Origin of the sequence: Nitrospira sp., from assembly GCA_005116745.1 — a bacterium.
GTDB lineage: Bacteria > Nitrospirota > Nitrospiria > Nitrospirales > Nitrospiraceae > Nitrospira_D.
The window spans coordinates 408523-424571 of the sequence record SWDS01000002.1; the positions used below are offsets into that span (position 1 = coordinate 408523).

The 16049-nt window shown below is 56.2% G+C and carries 15 protein-coding genes; 8 read left to right on the forward strand and 7 right to left on the reverse strand.

Annotated elements, in window-relative coordinates; genetic code table 11:
- Positions 1 to 85 precede the first annotated feature (85 nt).
- A complete protein-coding gene (locus tag E8D52_04000) occupies positions 86 to 2233 on the reverse strand; it encodes a cadherin repeat domain-containing protein (protein ID TKB70217.1) in 2148 nt (715 codons plus the stop codon).
- Positions 2234 to 2640: 407 nt separating this feature from the next.
- Here E8D52_04000 and E8D52_04005 point away from each other — a divergent pair, with 407 nt between their 5' ends.
- A complete protein-coding gene (locus E8D52_04005) occupies positions 2641 to 2880 on the forward strand; it encodes a type II toxin-antitoxin system VapB family antitoxin (protein TKB70218.1) in 240 nt (79 codons plus the stop codon).
- The gene (locus E8D52_04010) at positions 2867 to 3268 is read left to right on the forward strand and encodes a PIN domain-containing protein (GenBank protein TKB70219.1); all 402 of its coding nucleotides are present in this window, start codon (positions 2867 to 2869) and stop codon (positions 3266 to 3268) included. The genes E8D52_04005 and E8D52_04010 overlap by 14 nt, the downstream gene beginning before the upstream one ends.
- On the opposite strand, the gene E8D52_04015 is transcribed toward E8D52_04010, so the two are convergent.
- A complete protein-coding gene (locus E8D52_04015) occupies positions 3263 to 3763 on the reverse strand; it encodes a WYL domain-containing protein (protein TKB70220.1) in 501 nt (166 codons plus the stop codon). The genes E8D52_04010 and E8D52_04015 overlap by 6 nt on opposite strands.
- 207 nt (positions 3764 to 3970) lie before the next feature.
- On the opposite strand from E8D52_04015, the gene E8D52_04020 reads away from it, so the two are divergent.
- A complete protein-coding gene (locus tag E8D52_04020) occupies positions 3971 to 4387 on the forward strand; it encodes a hypothetical protein (GenBank protein ID TKB70221.1) in 417 nt (138 codons plus the stop codon).
- A 292-nt stretch (positions 4388 to 4679) separates the two neighbouring features.
- On the opposite strand, the gene E8D52_04025 is transcribed toward E8D52_04020, so the two are convergent.
- Positions 4680 to 5114 (reverse strand): hypothetical protein, encoded by a 435-nt coding sequence (locus tag E8D52_04025; GenBank protein ID TKB70222.1) that lies wholly within the window; start codon positions 5112 to 5114, stop codon positions 4680 to 4682.
- A gap of 195 nt (positions 5115 to 5309) precedes the next feature.
- On the reverse strand, positions 5310 to 5876 hold the full coding sequence (locus tag E8D52_04030; protein TKB70223.1) for a DUF1794 domain-containing protein: 567 nt from the start codon (positions 5874 to 5876) through the stop codon (positions 5310 to 5312).
- Positions 5877 to 6094: 218 nt separating this feature from the next.
- Between E8D52_04030 and E8D52_04035 the strand changes: the two genes are divergently transcribed.
- From E8D52_04035 to E8D52_04045, 3 genes are all read left to right on the forward strand, one after another.
- Positions 6095 to 7498 carry a Si-specific NAD(P)(+) transhydrogenase gene (locus E8D52_04035; protein TKB70224.1) on the forward strand — a complete coding sequence of 468 codons (1404 nt, stop codon included), beginning with the start codon at positions 6095 to 6097 and terminating at the stop codon, positions 7496 to 7498.
- Between the two features lie 261 nt (positions 7499 to 7759).
- Positions 7760 to 8242, forward strand: coding sequence for a YbaK/EbsC family protein (locus tag E8D52_04040; protein TKB70225.1), 483 nt, complete (start codon positions 7760 to 7762; stop codon positions 8240 to 8242).
- 214 nt (positions 8243 to 8456) lie between these two features.
- Positions 8457 to 9467 carry a hypothetical protein gene (locus E8D52_04045; protein TKB70226.1) on the forward strand — a complete coding sequence of 337 codons (1011 nt, stop codon included), beginning with the start codon at positions 8457 to 8459 and terminating at the stop codon, positions 9465 to 9467.
- A gap of 33 nt (positions 9468 to 9500) precedes the next feature.
- On the opposite strand, the gene E8D52_04050 is transcribed toward E8D52_04045, so the two are convergent.
- Positions 9501 to 9722: a hypothetical protein gene (locus E8D52_04050; GenBank protein TKB70227.1), complete on the reverse strand. Its 222-nt coding sequence runs from the start codon at positions 9720 to 9722 to the stop codon at positions 9501 to 9503.
- Between the two features lie 79 nt (positions 9723 to 9801).
- Positions 9802 to 10560: a UPF0149 family protein gene (locus tag E8D52_04055; GenBank protein TKB70376.1), complete on the reverse strand. Its 759-nt coding sequence runs from the start codon at positions 10558 to 10560 to the stop codon at positions 9802 to 9804.
- A 290-nt stretch (positions 10561 to 10850) separates the two neighbouring features.
- Between E8D52_04055 and E8D52_04060 the strand changes: the two genes are divergently transcribed.
- Together E8D52_04060 and E8D52_04065 are read left to right on the forward strand one after the other, a co-directional pair.
- The gene (locus tag E8D52_04060) at positions 10851 to 11555 is read left to right on the forward strand and encodes a hypothetical protein (protein TKB70228.1); all 705 of its coding nucleotides are present in this window, start codon (positions 10851 to 10853) and stop codon (positions 11553 to 11555) included.
- 1081 nt (positions 11556 to 12636) lie between these two features.
- Positions 12637 to 13053: a hypothetical protein gene (locus E8D52_04065; protein ID TKB70229.1), complete on the forward strand. Its 417-nt coding sequence runs from the start codon at positions 12637 to 12639 to the stop codon at positions 13051 to 13053.
- A gap of 463 nt (positions 13054 to 13516) precedes the next feature.
- Here the strand turns inward: E8D52_04065 and E8D52_04070 are convergent, their stop codons facing one another.
- Positions 13517 to 16012, reverse strand: a complete 2496-nt coding sequence (locus tag E8D52_04070) for a TIR domain-containing protein (protein ID TKB70230.1) — start codon at positions 16010 to 16012, stop codon at positions 13517 to 13519.
- Positions 16013 to 16049 lie beyond the last annotated feature (37 nt).

Here is a 16049-nt window from a genome sequence, read left to right on the forward strand (position 1 = left end):
ACGACCTGGAAAGAACCTTTAGCTGATGTGGTGAGGGGAACGGAATGTGTTTCGAGGACAAACTACGGCAACCTGGATCGTCGGCCTATTTGCTTGATCGTGGAACCGATCCCTCTTCATCTTCATTCGATTTCCCAGGTTTCGTATCGGATGTAGGCCCTTGAGGAAGCCCACGTATTCGCCTGCTCATGACCGTCATCTTGTCTTTCATCCCAGTACGTCCGTGCAGCAGCGTCATACCCGCTAACCCAGCGGCCATTGGCATATCCAGTCCGCTGGATTCGTCTGATGTCGTTTCCATCCCCTCTGCATGCTGCACAGTCGGGTTGTGTGATTCCAGGCTGGCAACGTCCTGGTTCCCCGTTGCCTCGAGATTTGCTGCGATCCCCTCCCTCTTGTCGGAAGAGGTAGGTAGATTCTGCTTCCCTCCTACAATAGCCGCCTGTTCAACAACCGCTGTATGAGCAAGGTGTGGAAGATCTTTTGCTGAAGCAATGATAGCGTCCCCTCTGAATGACGGTTCAGGTCTCACTTCGATCGACATCCCCAAGTCGGCCAGTGGATGGACTTCCACCTCACTGATTGTGTTCGCGCTCCCCACTACCGGAGCCACCGGCTTCACAGCTCCTAGGACCGCTATCACCGTATTCGACTCCGAAGAACCATCTAAGTTTGGCGCTTCGTTCACATTGGTCAGGTTGATGGTAAAGGTCTCGTCATAGGTGAGGCCCCCCGCATCCGTCACCCGCACCGTCACGCTGTGGATCGTCGCACTCTCGTAATCCAACAAGGTGCCATCAGCCACGGTGATCTCACCCGTGACGCTGTTGATCGCAAAGCGCCCGCCGGCCGTGTCGGTTAAACTGTAGCTCTGCGTATCACTGGTATCGGGATCGGTTCCCGTGACGATGCCCACGAGCGTCCCATTGGCCGCGTTCTCCGCTACCGTGTTGGCTGACAGAGCCAGATCCGTCGGCGCATCATTGACGGCACTGACCGTCACCGTTGTGTCATAGTTCGGACTGGTGCCCCCGTCCCCATCGGTCAGCACAAACCGCACGGTACGCGCCCCCGTCGTCGGCGCATTGGTGTCGGTGTTCAGATAGGTGATGTTGCGCACCAGCGCGGTGACTGCCGTAGGCGTGGCACTGCTGTTCAACGTGATCGCCAAGTGGCTGCCGCTGCTGCCCCCGGTAAACGTCCCGATGGTCACCCCTTGATAGGTCACCGTGCTGCCGCTCACGCCGATCTGGCCCGCCCCACTGCCTTGGTGCCGGATGCTCAGCACATCTTCCGCGCTGTCGCCCCCAACCGGGATGGACACGGTGAGGGTCCCGGTGTCGAAGTTCGTGCTATCCACATCGGCCACCAGCGCGTTGCCACTTTCGATCACCACCGCCCCTGCCCCCTCGCTGTACGCCCGGCTGTCCCCGCTCAAGCTCGCAATCGTCGAGGCATCGTTCACGGCCGTCACGGTCACATTCACGGTGTCGGTCGCACTGGAGAAGGCGGTGATCCCCCCATTGCTCGCCGTGCTCACCTTCGTCCCCGCCGTGCCGCTGCTCTGGTCCCACGCCCGCACCGTCAGGGCCGCGCTGCTCGTCCCACTGTAGTTGGCCCTTGGGGCAAAATACAGGCGCGTGCTGGCATTGTCCGCCAGGAGCAGCGCCGAGGTGTTGCTCACCGTACCCACCGCCGTCCAGGTCGTGCCTCCGTTTCTGGTGTAGTACCAGGTCCCGTTCGTCTGATTGCTCCCCGTGATGGCGAGGCCCTTGGACGCCCCACTGTCCACATCGGTGATGCCCCCGGTGAAGGTACTGATCACACTCCCTACCGCCCCACTCGGCACCCCCGCATCTTCCGTCACCGTGAGCGTCAACGCCGTATCCGCCAACACCGGCGCATCATTGACAGCACTGACCGTCACCGTTGTGTCATAGTTCGGACTGGTGCCCCCGTCCCCATCGGTCAGCACAAACCGCACGGTACGCGCCCCCGTCGTCGGCGCATTGGTGTCGGTGTTCAGATAGGTGATGTTGCGCACCAGCGCGGTGACTGCCGTAGGCGTGGCACTGCTGTTCAACGTGATCGCCAAGTGGCTGCCGCTGCTGCCCCCGGTAAACGTCCCGATGGTCACCCCTTGATAGGTCACCGTGCTGCCGCTCACGCCGATCTGGCCCGCCCCACTGCCTTGGTGCCGGATGCTCAGCACATGCGGTGAAAAGGAGAACATTATCAAAACATCCTCAAAAGATTATGAACAGACTCTCATACCTCGGATCAAAACCCATGTCGGCGTCGCTCGTTGTGGTCCACGTCAGAACCAGCATGATCAGCAGCGCCGTCTGTCTCATGGCCGCCTCCTTGCAACCAGTTCATCGCGGCCTAGCATACAGGATGACTGTGACATCGGAGGTCCCATCTGAAAAGATTTCCTTGCCGCGCATTGTCCTCGACTCAGGGAAGGGTTTCCGACAGCTGGTGCGGTCCTCGCGCTGAGCCTGGCGTGACATCCAAGGTCCCTGCCGATGCCGGCGTGCCGCCCGCTCACGATCCGGCCAAGCCCGGCGTTCCAGGGAGAACGATTGACATCTGCCTCCTCTATGCATACGATACCGGCATATCAAACAAAGGTGATGGATGCGGACAACCTTGGATCTCAACGAGAAGCTTATTCGAAAACTGATGGATGTGACCTCCGCCAAAACCAAGACTGATGCCATCCATCAAGCGGCATCGGAATTGATTCGAAGAAAAAAACTGGATGAGCTCAAGTCCTTGAGCGGCAAGATCCATCTCGACCTGGATTGGAGAACGCTAGAACAGACCGAGATCCACCATCAAGCCTCGTTGAAACGCCGCCGTCATGGTCATCGCTGATACCTCCGTCTGGATTCCATTCTTTAATCGCCCGGATTCGCCTGAAAAAGCCGCCCTCGACTTGCTCATTGACGCCGACGAGGTCGTCCTGGTCGGGGTGGTGCTGGCTGAATTGCTCCAGGGTTGCCGCGCCTCATCGGAACGGGAGACCCTTTCCGAAGCCTTGCTGGCCTTGCCCTACTATGAAGTGACTCAATCCACTTGGTCACAGACGGGTGACCTTTCGGCACAGTTGCTTCGGAAAGGCCTGACCTTGCCGCTGTCGGATCTGATCATCGCCGCGTTGGCGATCGAACACCACTGCCCGGTGTACAGCCTGGATACCCACTTCAAAAAGATTCCGGGTGTGCGTCTGTATCTGCCCGCATCACGCCGATCGTTCTCATAGCGTTGAGCCGGAGTTCCTTCGTAGAATAGAGTCGGCCTCTTCCACAACAGCCACTCGAAGACCGTTGGGACGGACGACCCGGACCCCGCTTCCAAAGCTGAGAATCCAGCCGACGAGTTCCCGGCTGTCGGCGATGGTCATGGCCATCCGCAACTTGCCGCCAGGCACCCGTGTCAGTTGTTGACTCGGATGCCAGACACGATCTTTCGCCCAGGCAGCCGTCCTTTTCTCAAAGATCAGCTCCACCTCGATGCGTGGCCCCCTCATGACGGTCAACGAGTCTTCGACGAAGGCCTCAAAGTCGAAATGCAAGGGGATTTGATACGGACGATCGGTGGGCGTGACAGACGTGATTCGCTCGATGGCGAACATGCGCGGTTCTTTCCGAAGATGACAATAGCCGATGAGATACAGGCCGCCGGAGGCATACCAGAGCCGGTAGGGATCGACCTCCCGCCGGGTCACACGCCCACGTGCGGCAGAATCGTAGCGCATCTGGATCTGCTTCTTTGAGGCTTCCACTCGGGAGCAACAGTTGTCAGGAAAGAAATTCCCACCAATTCTCAGGCAACGCTCGCCTCCACACGACCTACAGGATTCAATAATCAGGGGGTTGTTTTTTCTATTTCACGCGTACAAAATATCCCCGCGTTGTCAGTCCGGACCTAATCGTCAACCACCATAAGAGAGAGGGGCACAACCGTGAGTCTGCGAAATCTTCTACGGCTTATTCTTGCAGTCGGGGTCTTCGGTACCGCCGGCCCAGTCTGGGCGTATGATCCAAGTCCAAATATCGGTACCGACCTGGCTGCGTGTGACCTGGTCATCTTTTCTACGTTCACACCGCCTCCCTTTTCCGCAGAGAAGAACAATGTCACCGTGGCACCAAAATCCGAGTTTTCATTCCTTGCATCCAAAGCCACGACTTCCGCAAGCATCATGGTAAAGATCAAGGAAGAAAAAGTTCCGGTCACCGTCACTTCAGTCGGATACGGATTCCAGGTCAAGGGGAAGCTGCCTCCCAGCATCAAGGGCAGCTACATCCGACTCGATATTTTCGCCAAAGGACCCGGTGACTGTGACAAAACCGATGGGTGGCTACTCAAGGTAGGGAACTGACCGTTGCCACAACGATGTGGGCGGGACTCCCCTGCCCATGTCGTTGTCCCGACACTCGCCGACATCCTCCTTACTACTCTGCTTCCTCCACAGACTCGATCGACTCTTGCAACGCCGCCACAAAGGCCTCCGGCTGAGCGAGGGCACGCTCCGTCAGTTGAAATTCACTTACCAGTACCCCATCTCTATCGACCAAGAGTAACCGATAACCCGCTTTCACAGTAGGTCCTCCCTTCTCGCTGTAGGCGATGAGCCCTGACGTGTCGCACGGACCGAGCAGGATCGTAGATGGTTAGAAGGGGAAACGGATGCCCAGCTGAACCTCGTTTGGAATGAGGTGTTGTCCAAACAGGCTCCTCAGCCCGGCATTGGTGGAGCCGGAAGAAGACGAAAAGGATGGCGACGCATGCAGGGAACGATCAAACTCCGTGAGATAGCCGCCCCCAAACCCTGCACCGATATAGGGCATCAGCTTCGTTCCTCCCACCACAATCTGTTTCGTCAGGCTCGGAACAGCTCTCAGGAATCCCATGCTCTCCACTGTCAGAAAGGCTGATGGCCCCTGCCCCGTTGCCGCCTCCGTGACCACGACAGCACCCGAAGATGCCACGACGCTGGAGGTTACCGGCCCGATCACTGTACGTCCATCTCCAATTGGGCCTGCAGAGGAGAGCGACCAGCACAAACTAAAACCGATCGTGGCGCTGATGCCAAAGACCCATCTCATTCTTAGACAGTGCCGCATAGACTCTTTAACCATACAACCCGTCCGGCACCAGGTCAAGAAACCACACACCCAAAACCCGCTACGAGCGGTCGTCGAATTTGACAGCTGGGGCGGGCCCTCTCAGAACAACGGCGACATCAGCGGGTATGGGTCAGCGCTGATCTGTTCACGACGCGGAAACTGGCCCCCAGTCCGTTACTCCATGACGCGTGTGAGCGTATTCTCATCCGTATGGTGAAAGAGATCCGGCCGCCCCGGCATACGGAGTTGAGTATCCTCCTTGTAATGAAACCGGTTCTGGTCGAGGACCGTCACCGTCAATTCGTAGCGCACCGTCTTGAATTCCTTGTCGAGAAACCGATTTGAGCAAATCCCATAGGTGTCCGATCCCGCCTCTGCCACCAACGTAAACGTGGTGGCGGCTGGCGCTGCCGTGCCACCGGCAATCAGCGCCACCCCGCGCGGGACGATAAAACAGCGCAACACCTGCCCTTCGCCAGGATCCCAGAGCCAGTAGCCCACCTCCTCGTGGAACGGATCAGCTTCTCCAATACGCCGGGCCACCGTGGCATACCGCAAGCCATACAACACCTGCTCGTGATTGCGCACTGGTCCCATCGGCTCAAAGGTCATCCGCTCGCGAAACTGATTCTGCTCCGTACCCCGATCGTCCGACGGCGCCACATCCGCGCCTTTGTCTCCCTCCCACACACCCGCCAACGCTGCCAGCGGCCCGAGCTGCTTGATCAGATCCAAATCCATGAAGCCTCCTGAATAAGACGAGACAGAAGCATGAACGATGCTCCCACCCGCACACAAATAGGCGCAACGAATCAGGGGAGCATTGTAGGAGGTTCACACAGACCGGCGCAATCAGGTGGGCAGCTACGCTTCCGACATCCGCTATTTTCTTGGCGAGTCGGGCTCGCCACGATATCGTAGGCGCTGCGCACGGATAAGACGGAGCAGTGAAATCCTCTATGCGATCCTATGACATGGTGGTCGTCGGCAGTGGACCAGCCGGCCAGAAAGCCGCAGTCCAAGCGGCGAAGCTGTCCAAACGCGTGGTGATCATCGAGAAAGCCCGACAACTCGGCGGAACCTCGCTCAATACAGGCACCTTACCCAGCAAGACCCTCAAGGACACGATCGAGTACATTCATGGCTTGGGACGGCGAGGATTGCACCAGCTAGGCGCAGCGCTCACCAAGCAGCTCACGCTCCCAGACCTGATGACACGCAAAGACCAGGTCATCGAGACCGAAGTGGCTGTGATCACCAACCAGCTGCAGCGTAACGGCATCGAGATCATCCAGGGCACAGCCAGTTTTGTCGATCCCCATACCATGAGCGTGGCGAGATCGGATGGGCCTGTCGATCACGTCCAGGCCTCAGTCATCATCCTAGCCACGGGGTCACGGCCACGCCGCCCCACGGAGGTCCCCTTCGATGACGTCACGGTGTGCGATTCCGACTCATTTCTCCGCACGACCAAGAACCCTACCAGTATCATTGTCCTCGGAGGCGGTGTCATCGGAACAGAGTATGCGTCGATGTTGGCCGCCTTTGGGATCAAGGTCACCCTCATCGACCGGCGAACTCAGCTGTTGCGGTTCCTGGACCAGGAAATTGCGCAGGCGTTGGACTCCCAGATGCTGCAGAATGGCGTCGCGATCCGACTCGGAGAGGAGCATCTTGGCATCGCCGTGAATGAAGCTGGGCGCCCGGCGATCCAACTCCACGATGGTGAGATGGTGACCGCCGATATGCTGCTCTACACCATGGGACGGATCGGCAATACAGAGGCGTTGAACCTCCCCGCAATCGGCCTCTCGACTGACCAGCAAGGGCAGCTCTCCGTCAACAGCCAGTACCAAACGGCCATTCCCCATATCTATGCGACAGGTGACGTCATTGGGTTTCCCGCGCTCGCCGCGACGGCCATGGAACAAGGCCGCCTCGCCGCCTGCCACGCCTTTCAGGTGTCCGAGTCGCACGACATCAAAGTGATTCCCTACGGCATCTACAGCATTCCCGAAGTTTCAATGGTGGGGAAAACCGAGGAAGAGCTCGCCGCTGCCGGCGTCCCGCACGTTGCCGGAAGGGCTTTGTTTAGGGAAATGGCGAGAGGCCATATCAGTGGCGAGCTCCACGGTCTATTGAAAGTGGTCTTTCACCGCGACACGCACACGCTCCTGGGCGTCCACATCATCGGCCAGGGATCCACTGAACTCATTCACATTGGCCAATCGGTCCTGACCTATGGGGGAACGGTGGAGTACTTCGTTCACAACGTCTTCAACTACCCCACGATGGCCGAATGTTACCGCACCGCGGCCCTCGACGGGCTGAATCGGTTACATCGCCAGTCCCCTCCGCAGTGAGCAGATACGAAGCTCCCCTCACCAACCAGAGCCCGACACACAGCCTCTCACAGAGAACGGCCTATTGAATTCGCCAGACACATTTGCGCATACTTGTAAAAGGGCTATACTAATTATGAATTCTTGGGCGTCATGATCGACCTGGAGTCGTAATCATGCACTCTCTCCCAACCATCGTCCCCTCGTTCCCAAGCAATCTTTCGGCAAGAACACCCACCAACGGTCTCCGTCTGGAGATCGGCTACCAGAGGAGGTCCTCCCATGCCTATTCCACGGACGCTTAAAACTCATCTGGATCGTGAGCATGTTCATTACGATGTCTTGCCTCACTCGCAAATGTTCCGAGCGGCTGCCGTCGCTCAGACGCTCCATGTATCAGAGCAAGAAATGGCAAAGGTGGTGATCGTGAAAGTCAAGGAGCGATTTGTCACGACGGTGCTGCCGGCGACGGCGAAAGTGGACGTCCAGCGTCTACGGAAGATTTTTGGAACTCACCGCGTTCGGCTTGCAACTGAAGAGGAAATCTCACACCTCTTCCCCGATTGTGAAGTCGGCGCCATGCCGCCTCTCGGCACACTCTATGGGCTTCCGGTGTATGTCGATCGGTCACTCACTGGCGACGAGCAAATCGTGTTTGAAGGGGGCACCCACTCAGAGGCGATCCGCATGCGCTACTGGGATTTCGCCGCGTTGGTGTTTCCCGTGGTCGCTGAGTTCAATCGTCCGCCAATGGCGACCTGTTGACGGAATGAGCTCAGTAGTCCGCGAATACCTTTGTTCTCGCCCTCTGCCAGTACCCGTGGTCAGTTGTTCACATCACCGCGTGAACAACTGACCCAACTCAAGAGTCAACCACTGACTTCATCCAAGGAACACGCCTCAGGCTTTTCATACTCAAAGCTGCTAAGATGGGGCTTGTGCTGATTGACGCGTGCCACCCTGTTGCGAAAGGAAACCCATGGTCAAGAGTTCACAGCTCATAGCGGTCTGTATCATTGCCTCACTCATCGGCCTCCCGACCCTCTCGTTTGCAAAGGCCCGCGGGGGATCAGGCGGAGGATTTTCAAGCGGCTCACGAGGGGGGGGCTACGGAAGCATGGGCAGCCGTGGATCCCGCACCCATCAAGACAACGGCGCGAAGCCGATTGAACAGTCCACTACCGCCAAGCCGTCGACGGCCCCGCCGTCAACCGCCGCCAACAGCCCCATGGGCCAGCCTGCTCCCACCACATCACCATCATGGTTGCAACGCAACCCCCTGCTCGCTGGAATCGCCGGTGGTCTGGCCGGAAGCTGGATCGGGCATATGCTCTTCGGCGCGACGGAAAGCAGCGCCAAAACGACGGACACCGAAGAGCCAGCTTCGTCATCCAACTCATTTGGGCTGATCCTCCTGCTCATGTTGGTCGGAGGCGGTGCGCTCTACTATTTCAAAAGATTCCGCCAAACACCTGCTCCCGTGTTCACCGGACTCTCGCGCAGCACAGCGACGAGGGGTAGCCTCCTCGACATCTCGTCCACCAACGGCAGCGCCAACAGGCCAACCACTGATACGACCTACACGGTGACCACCGAAGATAAAGCCACCTTTCAGCAACTGCTGACCGATATTCAGTCTGCCTGGAGTGCGCAAGAGGTGACAGGACTACGACGCTGTCTGACGCCGGAAATGTTAAGTTATTTCAGCACCGCCTTGGCCGAGGATCACAGTCGAGGGGTACACAATCACGTTGAAGGCGTGGAGTTGCTCAAGGGAGATGTGCGTGAAGCCTGGTCCGAAGATACAACCGACTATGCCACCGTGGACCTACGCTGGAATGCCCGTGACTATACGGTCTCCACAACAATCCCGCGCGGAGAACCAGGCTACCTGGTCGAAGGCAGCGACGACACATCGACCGAATCGGGCGAAGTCTGGACCTTCATGCGCGTGCGTGATGGACGCTGGCTTTTGTCGGCCATCCAGTAATAATCCCCGAAGGAAGGCGGCTGACTCACAAGGTCAGCCGCCAATCCACTTCCAGACAGAGGGTGTGAGTACATAGGCCGCAGCCGAGACCAACACCCCCACCACCACACCAAGCAATCCAGCCACATAGAGCCCTGCAAACGGTGCCGCACACACAACCAGAAGCATGAACAGGGCCAGCGACCGATGACCTTCGTAGAAGGTTCGGCGGGACTCAGTTGAGAAAGAAGCAGTAGAGTTAGATCGATAAGGCATGTGCCGAGTATAAACGAAGCCCACCACCGCTGTCTGTCTCAGGAGTCCTGAACACACACATCCACAGCAACAGGGCATGTCAGTGGAAAACCGGATCAGAACCTGTGCCTACCTTTGCGCTACAGCACTTCTTAAACTTCTTCCCGCTGCCACAGGGACAGGGATCATTGCGTCCAATCTTCAGAGAGCCTGACGATGCGAGATCGAGGTCGCCCGTTTCGAGCCGCGCTTGATAGATCGCACGTCCCAGATGCGCATATTCACGCATCGCATCAGGAAAGATCTCGATCACCGATTGAGCAAGCTGCTCCAGACTCCCCGTTCCCTTTGTTTCCTGATGGTAGACTTCGGCAAGTGTCGGAGACGTAAAGAAGCTGAGCGTCATCAGCAACGCTCCAAAATCCTCATCAAGTTCATCAGGCCTGTACTCGTTCCATACCTCAGCAAGATAGTCATAGCCCATTCCAAATCCTTGCGCCCATTGACTCATCGGTGCGCCAGCACTCAGGTTATCCATCGGCCAGGGTCTGATCTCGCACCCTGGTGGGAGAGACACGATCCCCCCAGTTCGTTCACGAATACAATCATTGTAGAGCGTCAGCATCGCTTCGAGCACCCGCTCCGCCTCGTCGTTGGTCTCATACAGCGCTTCCTGGTCATTGAAGACGAGCGGAATCCATTCCGACGGCGGGATTAACTCCGGCCCATTCGCGAGACTGAACAAGAACCCGGCCAATTGAGGATAGGTCAGTGTATCTTTGGGTCGCTGGGGCGAAGACAAGAAACGCGTGAGGAGCATGGCCTGAGCATTCGTGAATGGTGAGACAGTGTCCATCATAGCCTGAGCAGTGTGTCAGGTGTGGCTCATGCATTTCAATCCTTCCTTGATCCTGGCTGACTCAGCTTCATAGCTTCATCGGTCGTTTGAGATACCTCATATGTGACCACAGAAAGACTCCAAGACCATTCTCTTCTCTCAAAGCAATCCTCGCTGAAGAATCGGTCCCACAGTTCACGGTTGATGTCACGCTGGATATCCGTATGACCGGACTGGTACAAGATGGTGATGATCTGGTGGTGGCTCCCCCGCCCCGAAGGAAATGTGGCGAGATGATGTCAATCCTCAGAATGATCAGGATACGCACTCCTGTACCGCAAGATACCGCATCGGAACGCACAAGGAGCACACAGCGCCTCGTGCGCCGCGCCTGCCTTGCGACGGCGTTACTGGTGACAATCACCATCGTAGCTCAGGGCGTATACGCCGCAGGCGAGCGCCAGACGAAGTTCACACGCATCTCGACGCAGTACATCGCGGCTTTGGGCACTCCAGATGCGACCTCGGGAAACGGCGCGCAATTGTGGGGTCTGTGGCCGCTGGACCCAGGTCCTCGAGGCGTGAAGCTGAGCCGATATCAATCACTAAAACTTTCCGGTGGCGTCGCCCCGGCGCGCTGGAAATTCAACGAGACAGACTGGTGGCTTGAGGAACACGGCTTGATCATGGAGCAACCAACCATTCCACTCCCTCCAGGGAAATATGTGGTCACGGGCGCCCGCAAAGTGACGGCTGTGCTGACGATTCATCCGGCCGACAGCCGCGGCGACAGGCGCTGGGAGCTCGATCAAGGCGCGACACTCTACGACGTGACCCACCTCGCCTGCCGTTCCGCGCGCTATATACCGGCGGCAGTGGGTAGTTCATGCTCGCCAGCTAATGCAAAGCAGGCGGCATTTCCAGTTGCGCCAGGAGGCGCGATGCCCCCAGTCGAGGGCTGCACGAAGCAAGACTATGCGGTGTTCATCGTGATCGGTATGGGCGTGGAAGACTGAACCGTGGTGGCGCATCGACAGCTTGCGCGGCGACCTCGACGAAGGATTCCTAGCTCATCTCCAACCTCTCTGTGACGAACCAGAAATAGCGAGTGCAAGGGATAGCTGATTCAACAACTGACACAATGATGTCATAAAAATATTCCCGACCCCTTAATTATCTGACACAACCTGACAAATCATTGACAGATTCCTGTCTTCGCACCGTCAATTTTGACAACACTCCATGCTCAGTTTAACTACGTATGTATTGAATCCTTAAGATACTGACATCTGACAATTTGGCGCAGCTCTTGCTTCACATCGCTGATAGCAATGCGCCTAACCACCTGAGGAGGAATCAATGAAATGTCCGAAGTGTACAGGGATGATGATGTTAGAGCGGTTCTCAGATTTCTTTCTGGTGTTCTATGCATGGAAATGCATCAACTGCGGGGCCATGATCGACCGTACCATTTCCAACAATCGCCGAAAGAGTCTGGCAGCCCGTGAGTCCCGGACCGTCGCCGCGCGGTAAGAAGTTTCAGCAAAGGGGTCGGGACTCTTTATTTATTCTCGGTTGACCATGTAGCAACCCACCGGCCCACGCGCTAGACACCGGCGGCAGTGGGTAGTGCATGCTCACCGGCCGACGCAAAGCAGGCTGCGTTTCGCGTTGCGCCTGGAGGAGCTATGCTTCAGGCCAAGGGCTGCACGAAGCATGACTATGCGGTGCTCATTGTGATCAGTATGGGCGTGGACAACTGAACCGCGGTGGCACGCCAACGACTTGCGCGGCGCGCTGCAATACAAGACTCCCGGTATATTCTATCCATCCGAAGCTACACGTCGCATCCGCCGCACGGTTTGATCTGCCAGCGGATTCGCCACCGTCGAGGGTTGGTTCGAAGGAAACTGTCAGCCAGATTCGCGATGCTCCCGTCGGCAAAGTGCAGGGTCTCCACAACGAGCGAGCCGCTCACCTCGGTCTTTGCGAGTCATCCAAGGTTTGCTTTTTGTCCCTCAGGGATTACACAATAGAAAATATGTATTAATCTCCGCCATCCCGGCCACTATCAACAATCAACAACGAGGTATTATCGTGAATATTCGACATGCCCTAGCGATCGTTATGGTACTAAGTGCCTTCGGCAACATCGGCGATGTCCGAGCCGGCTATGATTCAGCCCCTTCCGGTGGCAGCGTAGATGGTTGTGACGGCGTATCGTTTTCCACGTTCCTGCCAAAGCCATACTCACAAATAGACAACAATGTAGAAGTCGCGCCGCAATCGGCATTTTCGTTTGTGGCATCCAATTCGACGTTTCCCAAAACCATTACGGTGATGATCAAGGACGAAAACGTCCCGGTCACCGTGACGCCTCACTTCGGTGGATTTCTCGTCAGCGGCAAGATCCCCGCCTCGGCCAAAGGCACCTTCATCAGAGTTGCTATTACGGGGAAAGGCCCCAGCCTCTGTGAGCGAGGCGACGGATGGCTCTTGAAAGTAGGAAAATGATCGATGGCAGGATAGAGGTGGCTCCAGTTGGTTGGACAGTGTAGGCCATTCCTAACCTGGCACCTGGTAGATTGCTGACGACACGGCGGTGCGCCGTGTCGTCAGAGTGTCATCTCCGCAATCTGAGAAGTTGAATTAAGGTGGTCGAATAAAATGGGTCGGGAGTCTTTCTTTATTCTCGGTTGACCATGGAGCAACCAACCGGCCCACGCGCGATACACCGGCGACGGTGGGTGGCTCGTGTTCGCTGGCCAACGCAAAGCAGACGGCGTTTCCCGTCACACTAGGAGTGTGTGATGCCTCCGGTCGAGGGCTGCACGAAACAAAACTATGCGGTGCTCATCGTGATCGGTATGGAAGTGAAGGGGTGAACCGCGGCGACGCACAGACGACTTGCGTGTCGGTATCAAGAAAAACGTATCGTTAAATTTTCTTCCCCAGCGTTCGGTTTTATTCTTTGGGCCTATGAAGCGGCGCACGGTGAGCTTTTCTTCACAGTGTTACCCTCCGGAGGAAGAGCCGCAAAATATTCGAGGAGGCTTCGGTGGATGAACATGTAGCCACCACCGACCTTCTTGAGGAGGATAAGCTTGGCGCAGTGGTCCAGGAATGGAATGAAGCGAAAAGGTGTGGCCCCAGTCAGCCAGAGAACTAGTCGTAGTGCATAGTGTTTCAGCACGGCTGAACCACCACGGTTGAGCCCTAGTAACAGTCCAAAGAACAGGGGGAAGGTCAGCCAGTTATCTTTCACGTAAAGGGATAGCAAGCCAACTGGCCCAAAAATCAATAGGCCGATCGCTAGCGCTACCAGACCATTTTTCAAAGAAAATATAATACCTTGATTTGGAGAGGATTTGTTAGCCCTAACTGAATCGACGAGTCCAAAGAGCAACCCAGAGATCAGTCCGAAGAGCAGCCCAAACATCACTCCGGAGGATAACCAATAAACGAAACCGTCTCTCACCCCGTCAACCAACCTGGCAACCAGCCAGTATAGTTCCCCAAAGAGCCAACCGCTTATCAATCCTGTAATTGCCTTTGCTCTGAAACGCTTAGTTTGCCAACCCATTGTTTCAACAAGATGTATTTCCTTTAGTGATTGTATACCCGCACCAGCAAGGAGACCTCCAAGCGACCCAATGACCAGTACGCTAGGTCTAAACTCAAATAGCCCGAAGAAGATCCCAATTACCAGACCAGTCACGGCGATATTCTTCCATGGCGATGCCCAGTGACAACCGACTATGATGCTCGCCGCGAAGACCAGCCCATAAGCTAGTCCTGGAATCAGCACTTCGTACAACCCAAGACTCGATCCAAGATTCAGTATGACGATTAGCCAGACTACGAGTAACCCGCTGCTCAAGGCCGCCACAGCTTCATAGGCGAACTGTTGTCCCGCTAAGCTGAGCCATTGAGGCTGGAGTGCTTCCACCATGAAGACCGACTGCGACTGCTCCTTCATCTTTCGGGCCAACCACGAAAGCCAGCGAATGGCTTCATCCTGAGAAAAGCGACTCGTGATTGATTTCTTCCGTTGGAACATCCGCTCAACATAAAGCTGGAAGATGTGCTCTCGACGCGCTTGTGGTGAATCATCCTTGGGGCTCATCAGGGCTTTTCCATCAGCTCCCTCGCAGGCCAGGCTCATAACGCTCAACATCAACGGCGTCTGTGCCAGTTCCTGCAAGACAGGATCGTTGTTCATAACTTGTTGAAGGCCAGCCAATTGTGGACCGCCAGCTGCCAGAAAGTTATTCACATCGTCAAGGCTAAGCGGCTCAAGGCAGACCGCACCGTTCATTTTGAGCTTCCTAGGGAGCCAGTGATACTCCATCCAGCGACTACAGACCACCATCCCAGATGAGTTATGGGTCTCGATGAATGCATTGATGGCCGCGACGCAATCCGGTTGGATGGCAGGTTGAACTTCATCCAATCCATCCAACAGCGGCACGAGATAGCCTTTCACCAGCCACGCTCTCGCGATCTTCACCGGAATGCGATACTTGGCTGACAGCTCAGCTGCGATCCACTCCTCAAGAGACTGTTTCTTTTGCCAACTCGATAGATTCAGGACAATGGGGACTCGTTCTTTAGGGTCGTCTTTTGCTCTGTTGATCAGGACAGCCGCAAGTTCCAGCAGACTCGTCGTCTTCCCAGATCCTGGCTCTCCTAAGATGAGAAGAAGACCCGTCGCATCAAAGACGGTGTTGATGGTGTAATCTTGAGGGAGAACATCGCGGCAGCGACTCGGCAGGTCTACGAGATCACATTTCCAGGGAGGCCGTTCTACCGCCTCATCCATCGTGCGTTTGCCCAGCGAGATCAGCACCTCATGGTAGAGCGACTGCCTGAGTACGCCATCGACCCAATATTCTTGCACCCGATCCCGGAGAATCCCGAGTTGTTCTTGCTGCCTTTGGTCCGGCGGGTTCGCGATAGGAGAATGTAACCGCTCCTCTGCATTGTCTTGACCCGGGTCCAATAAAACACTGGCCGAGGCCTTTTCCATCTCAGGGCCAGATTTCTTTCCTGCGATTCCGTTTATTAGCTGCTCATATGGATCTGGATGATTCTTTCGGAAATCCACCCAATGGAAGTTCTGGAGAAAGATAGGAAGCTCGGGCGTTCCAGTCGCCGACGACAAAATTACTGGAATGATAGGACAGGCTCGCTTGACAAATTGATTGAGGAAGGACCGTACTTCCATCTGCTGCCAAGGGCTGATACCACTCTTCCCGACAAAAACCGCCGCGGCTTTAATGGTTTTTATCTGCTCTTCAAGAGCAACTTGCCATAGTTGCCCAGGCCGTATTTCCAGCTCGTCCAACCATGGCTTGAGACCTCTGCGAGACAACTCGTCCGCAATCTGACGGATCTCGGCTTTGTCTTCGCTGTTGTGACAGAGGAAGACGTCAAAGTGTTCAGCGTTGGGATTGGGCTCGTTGTTGCTCATGCCTAAGCGGTCAGCAATTGAAGCTATCTAATTCACT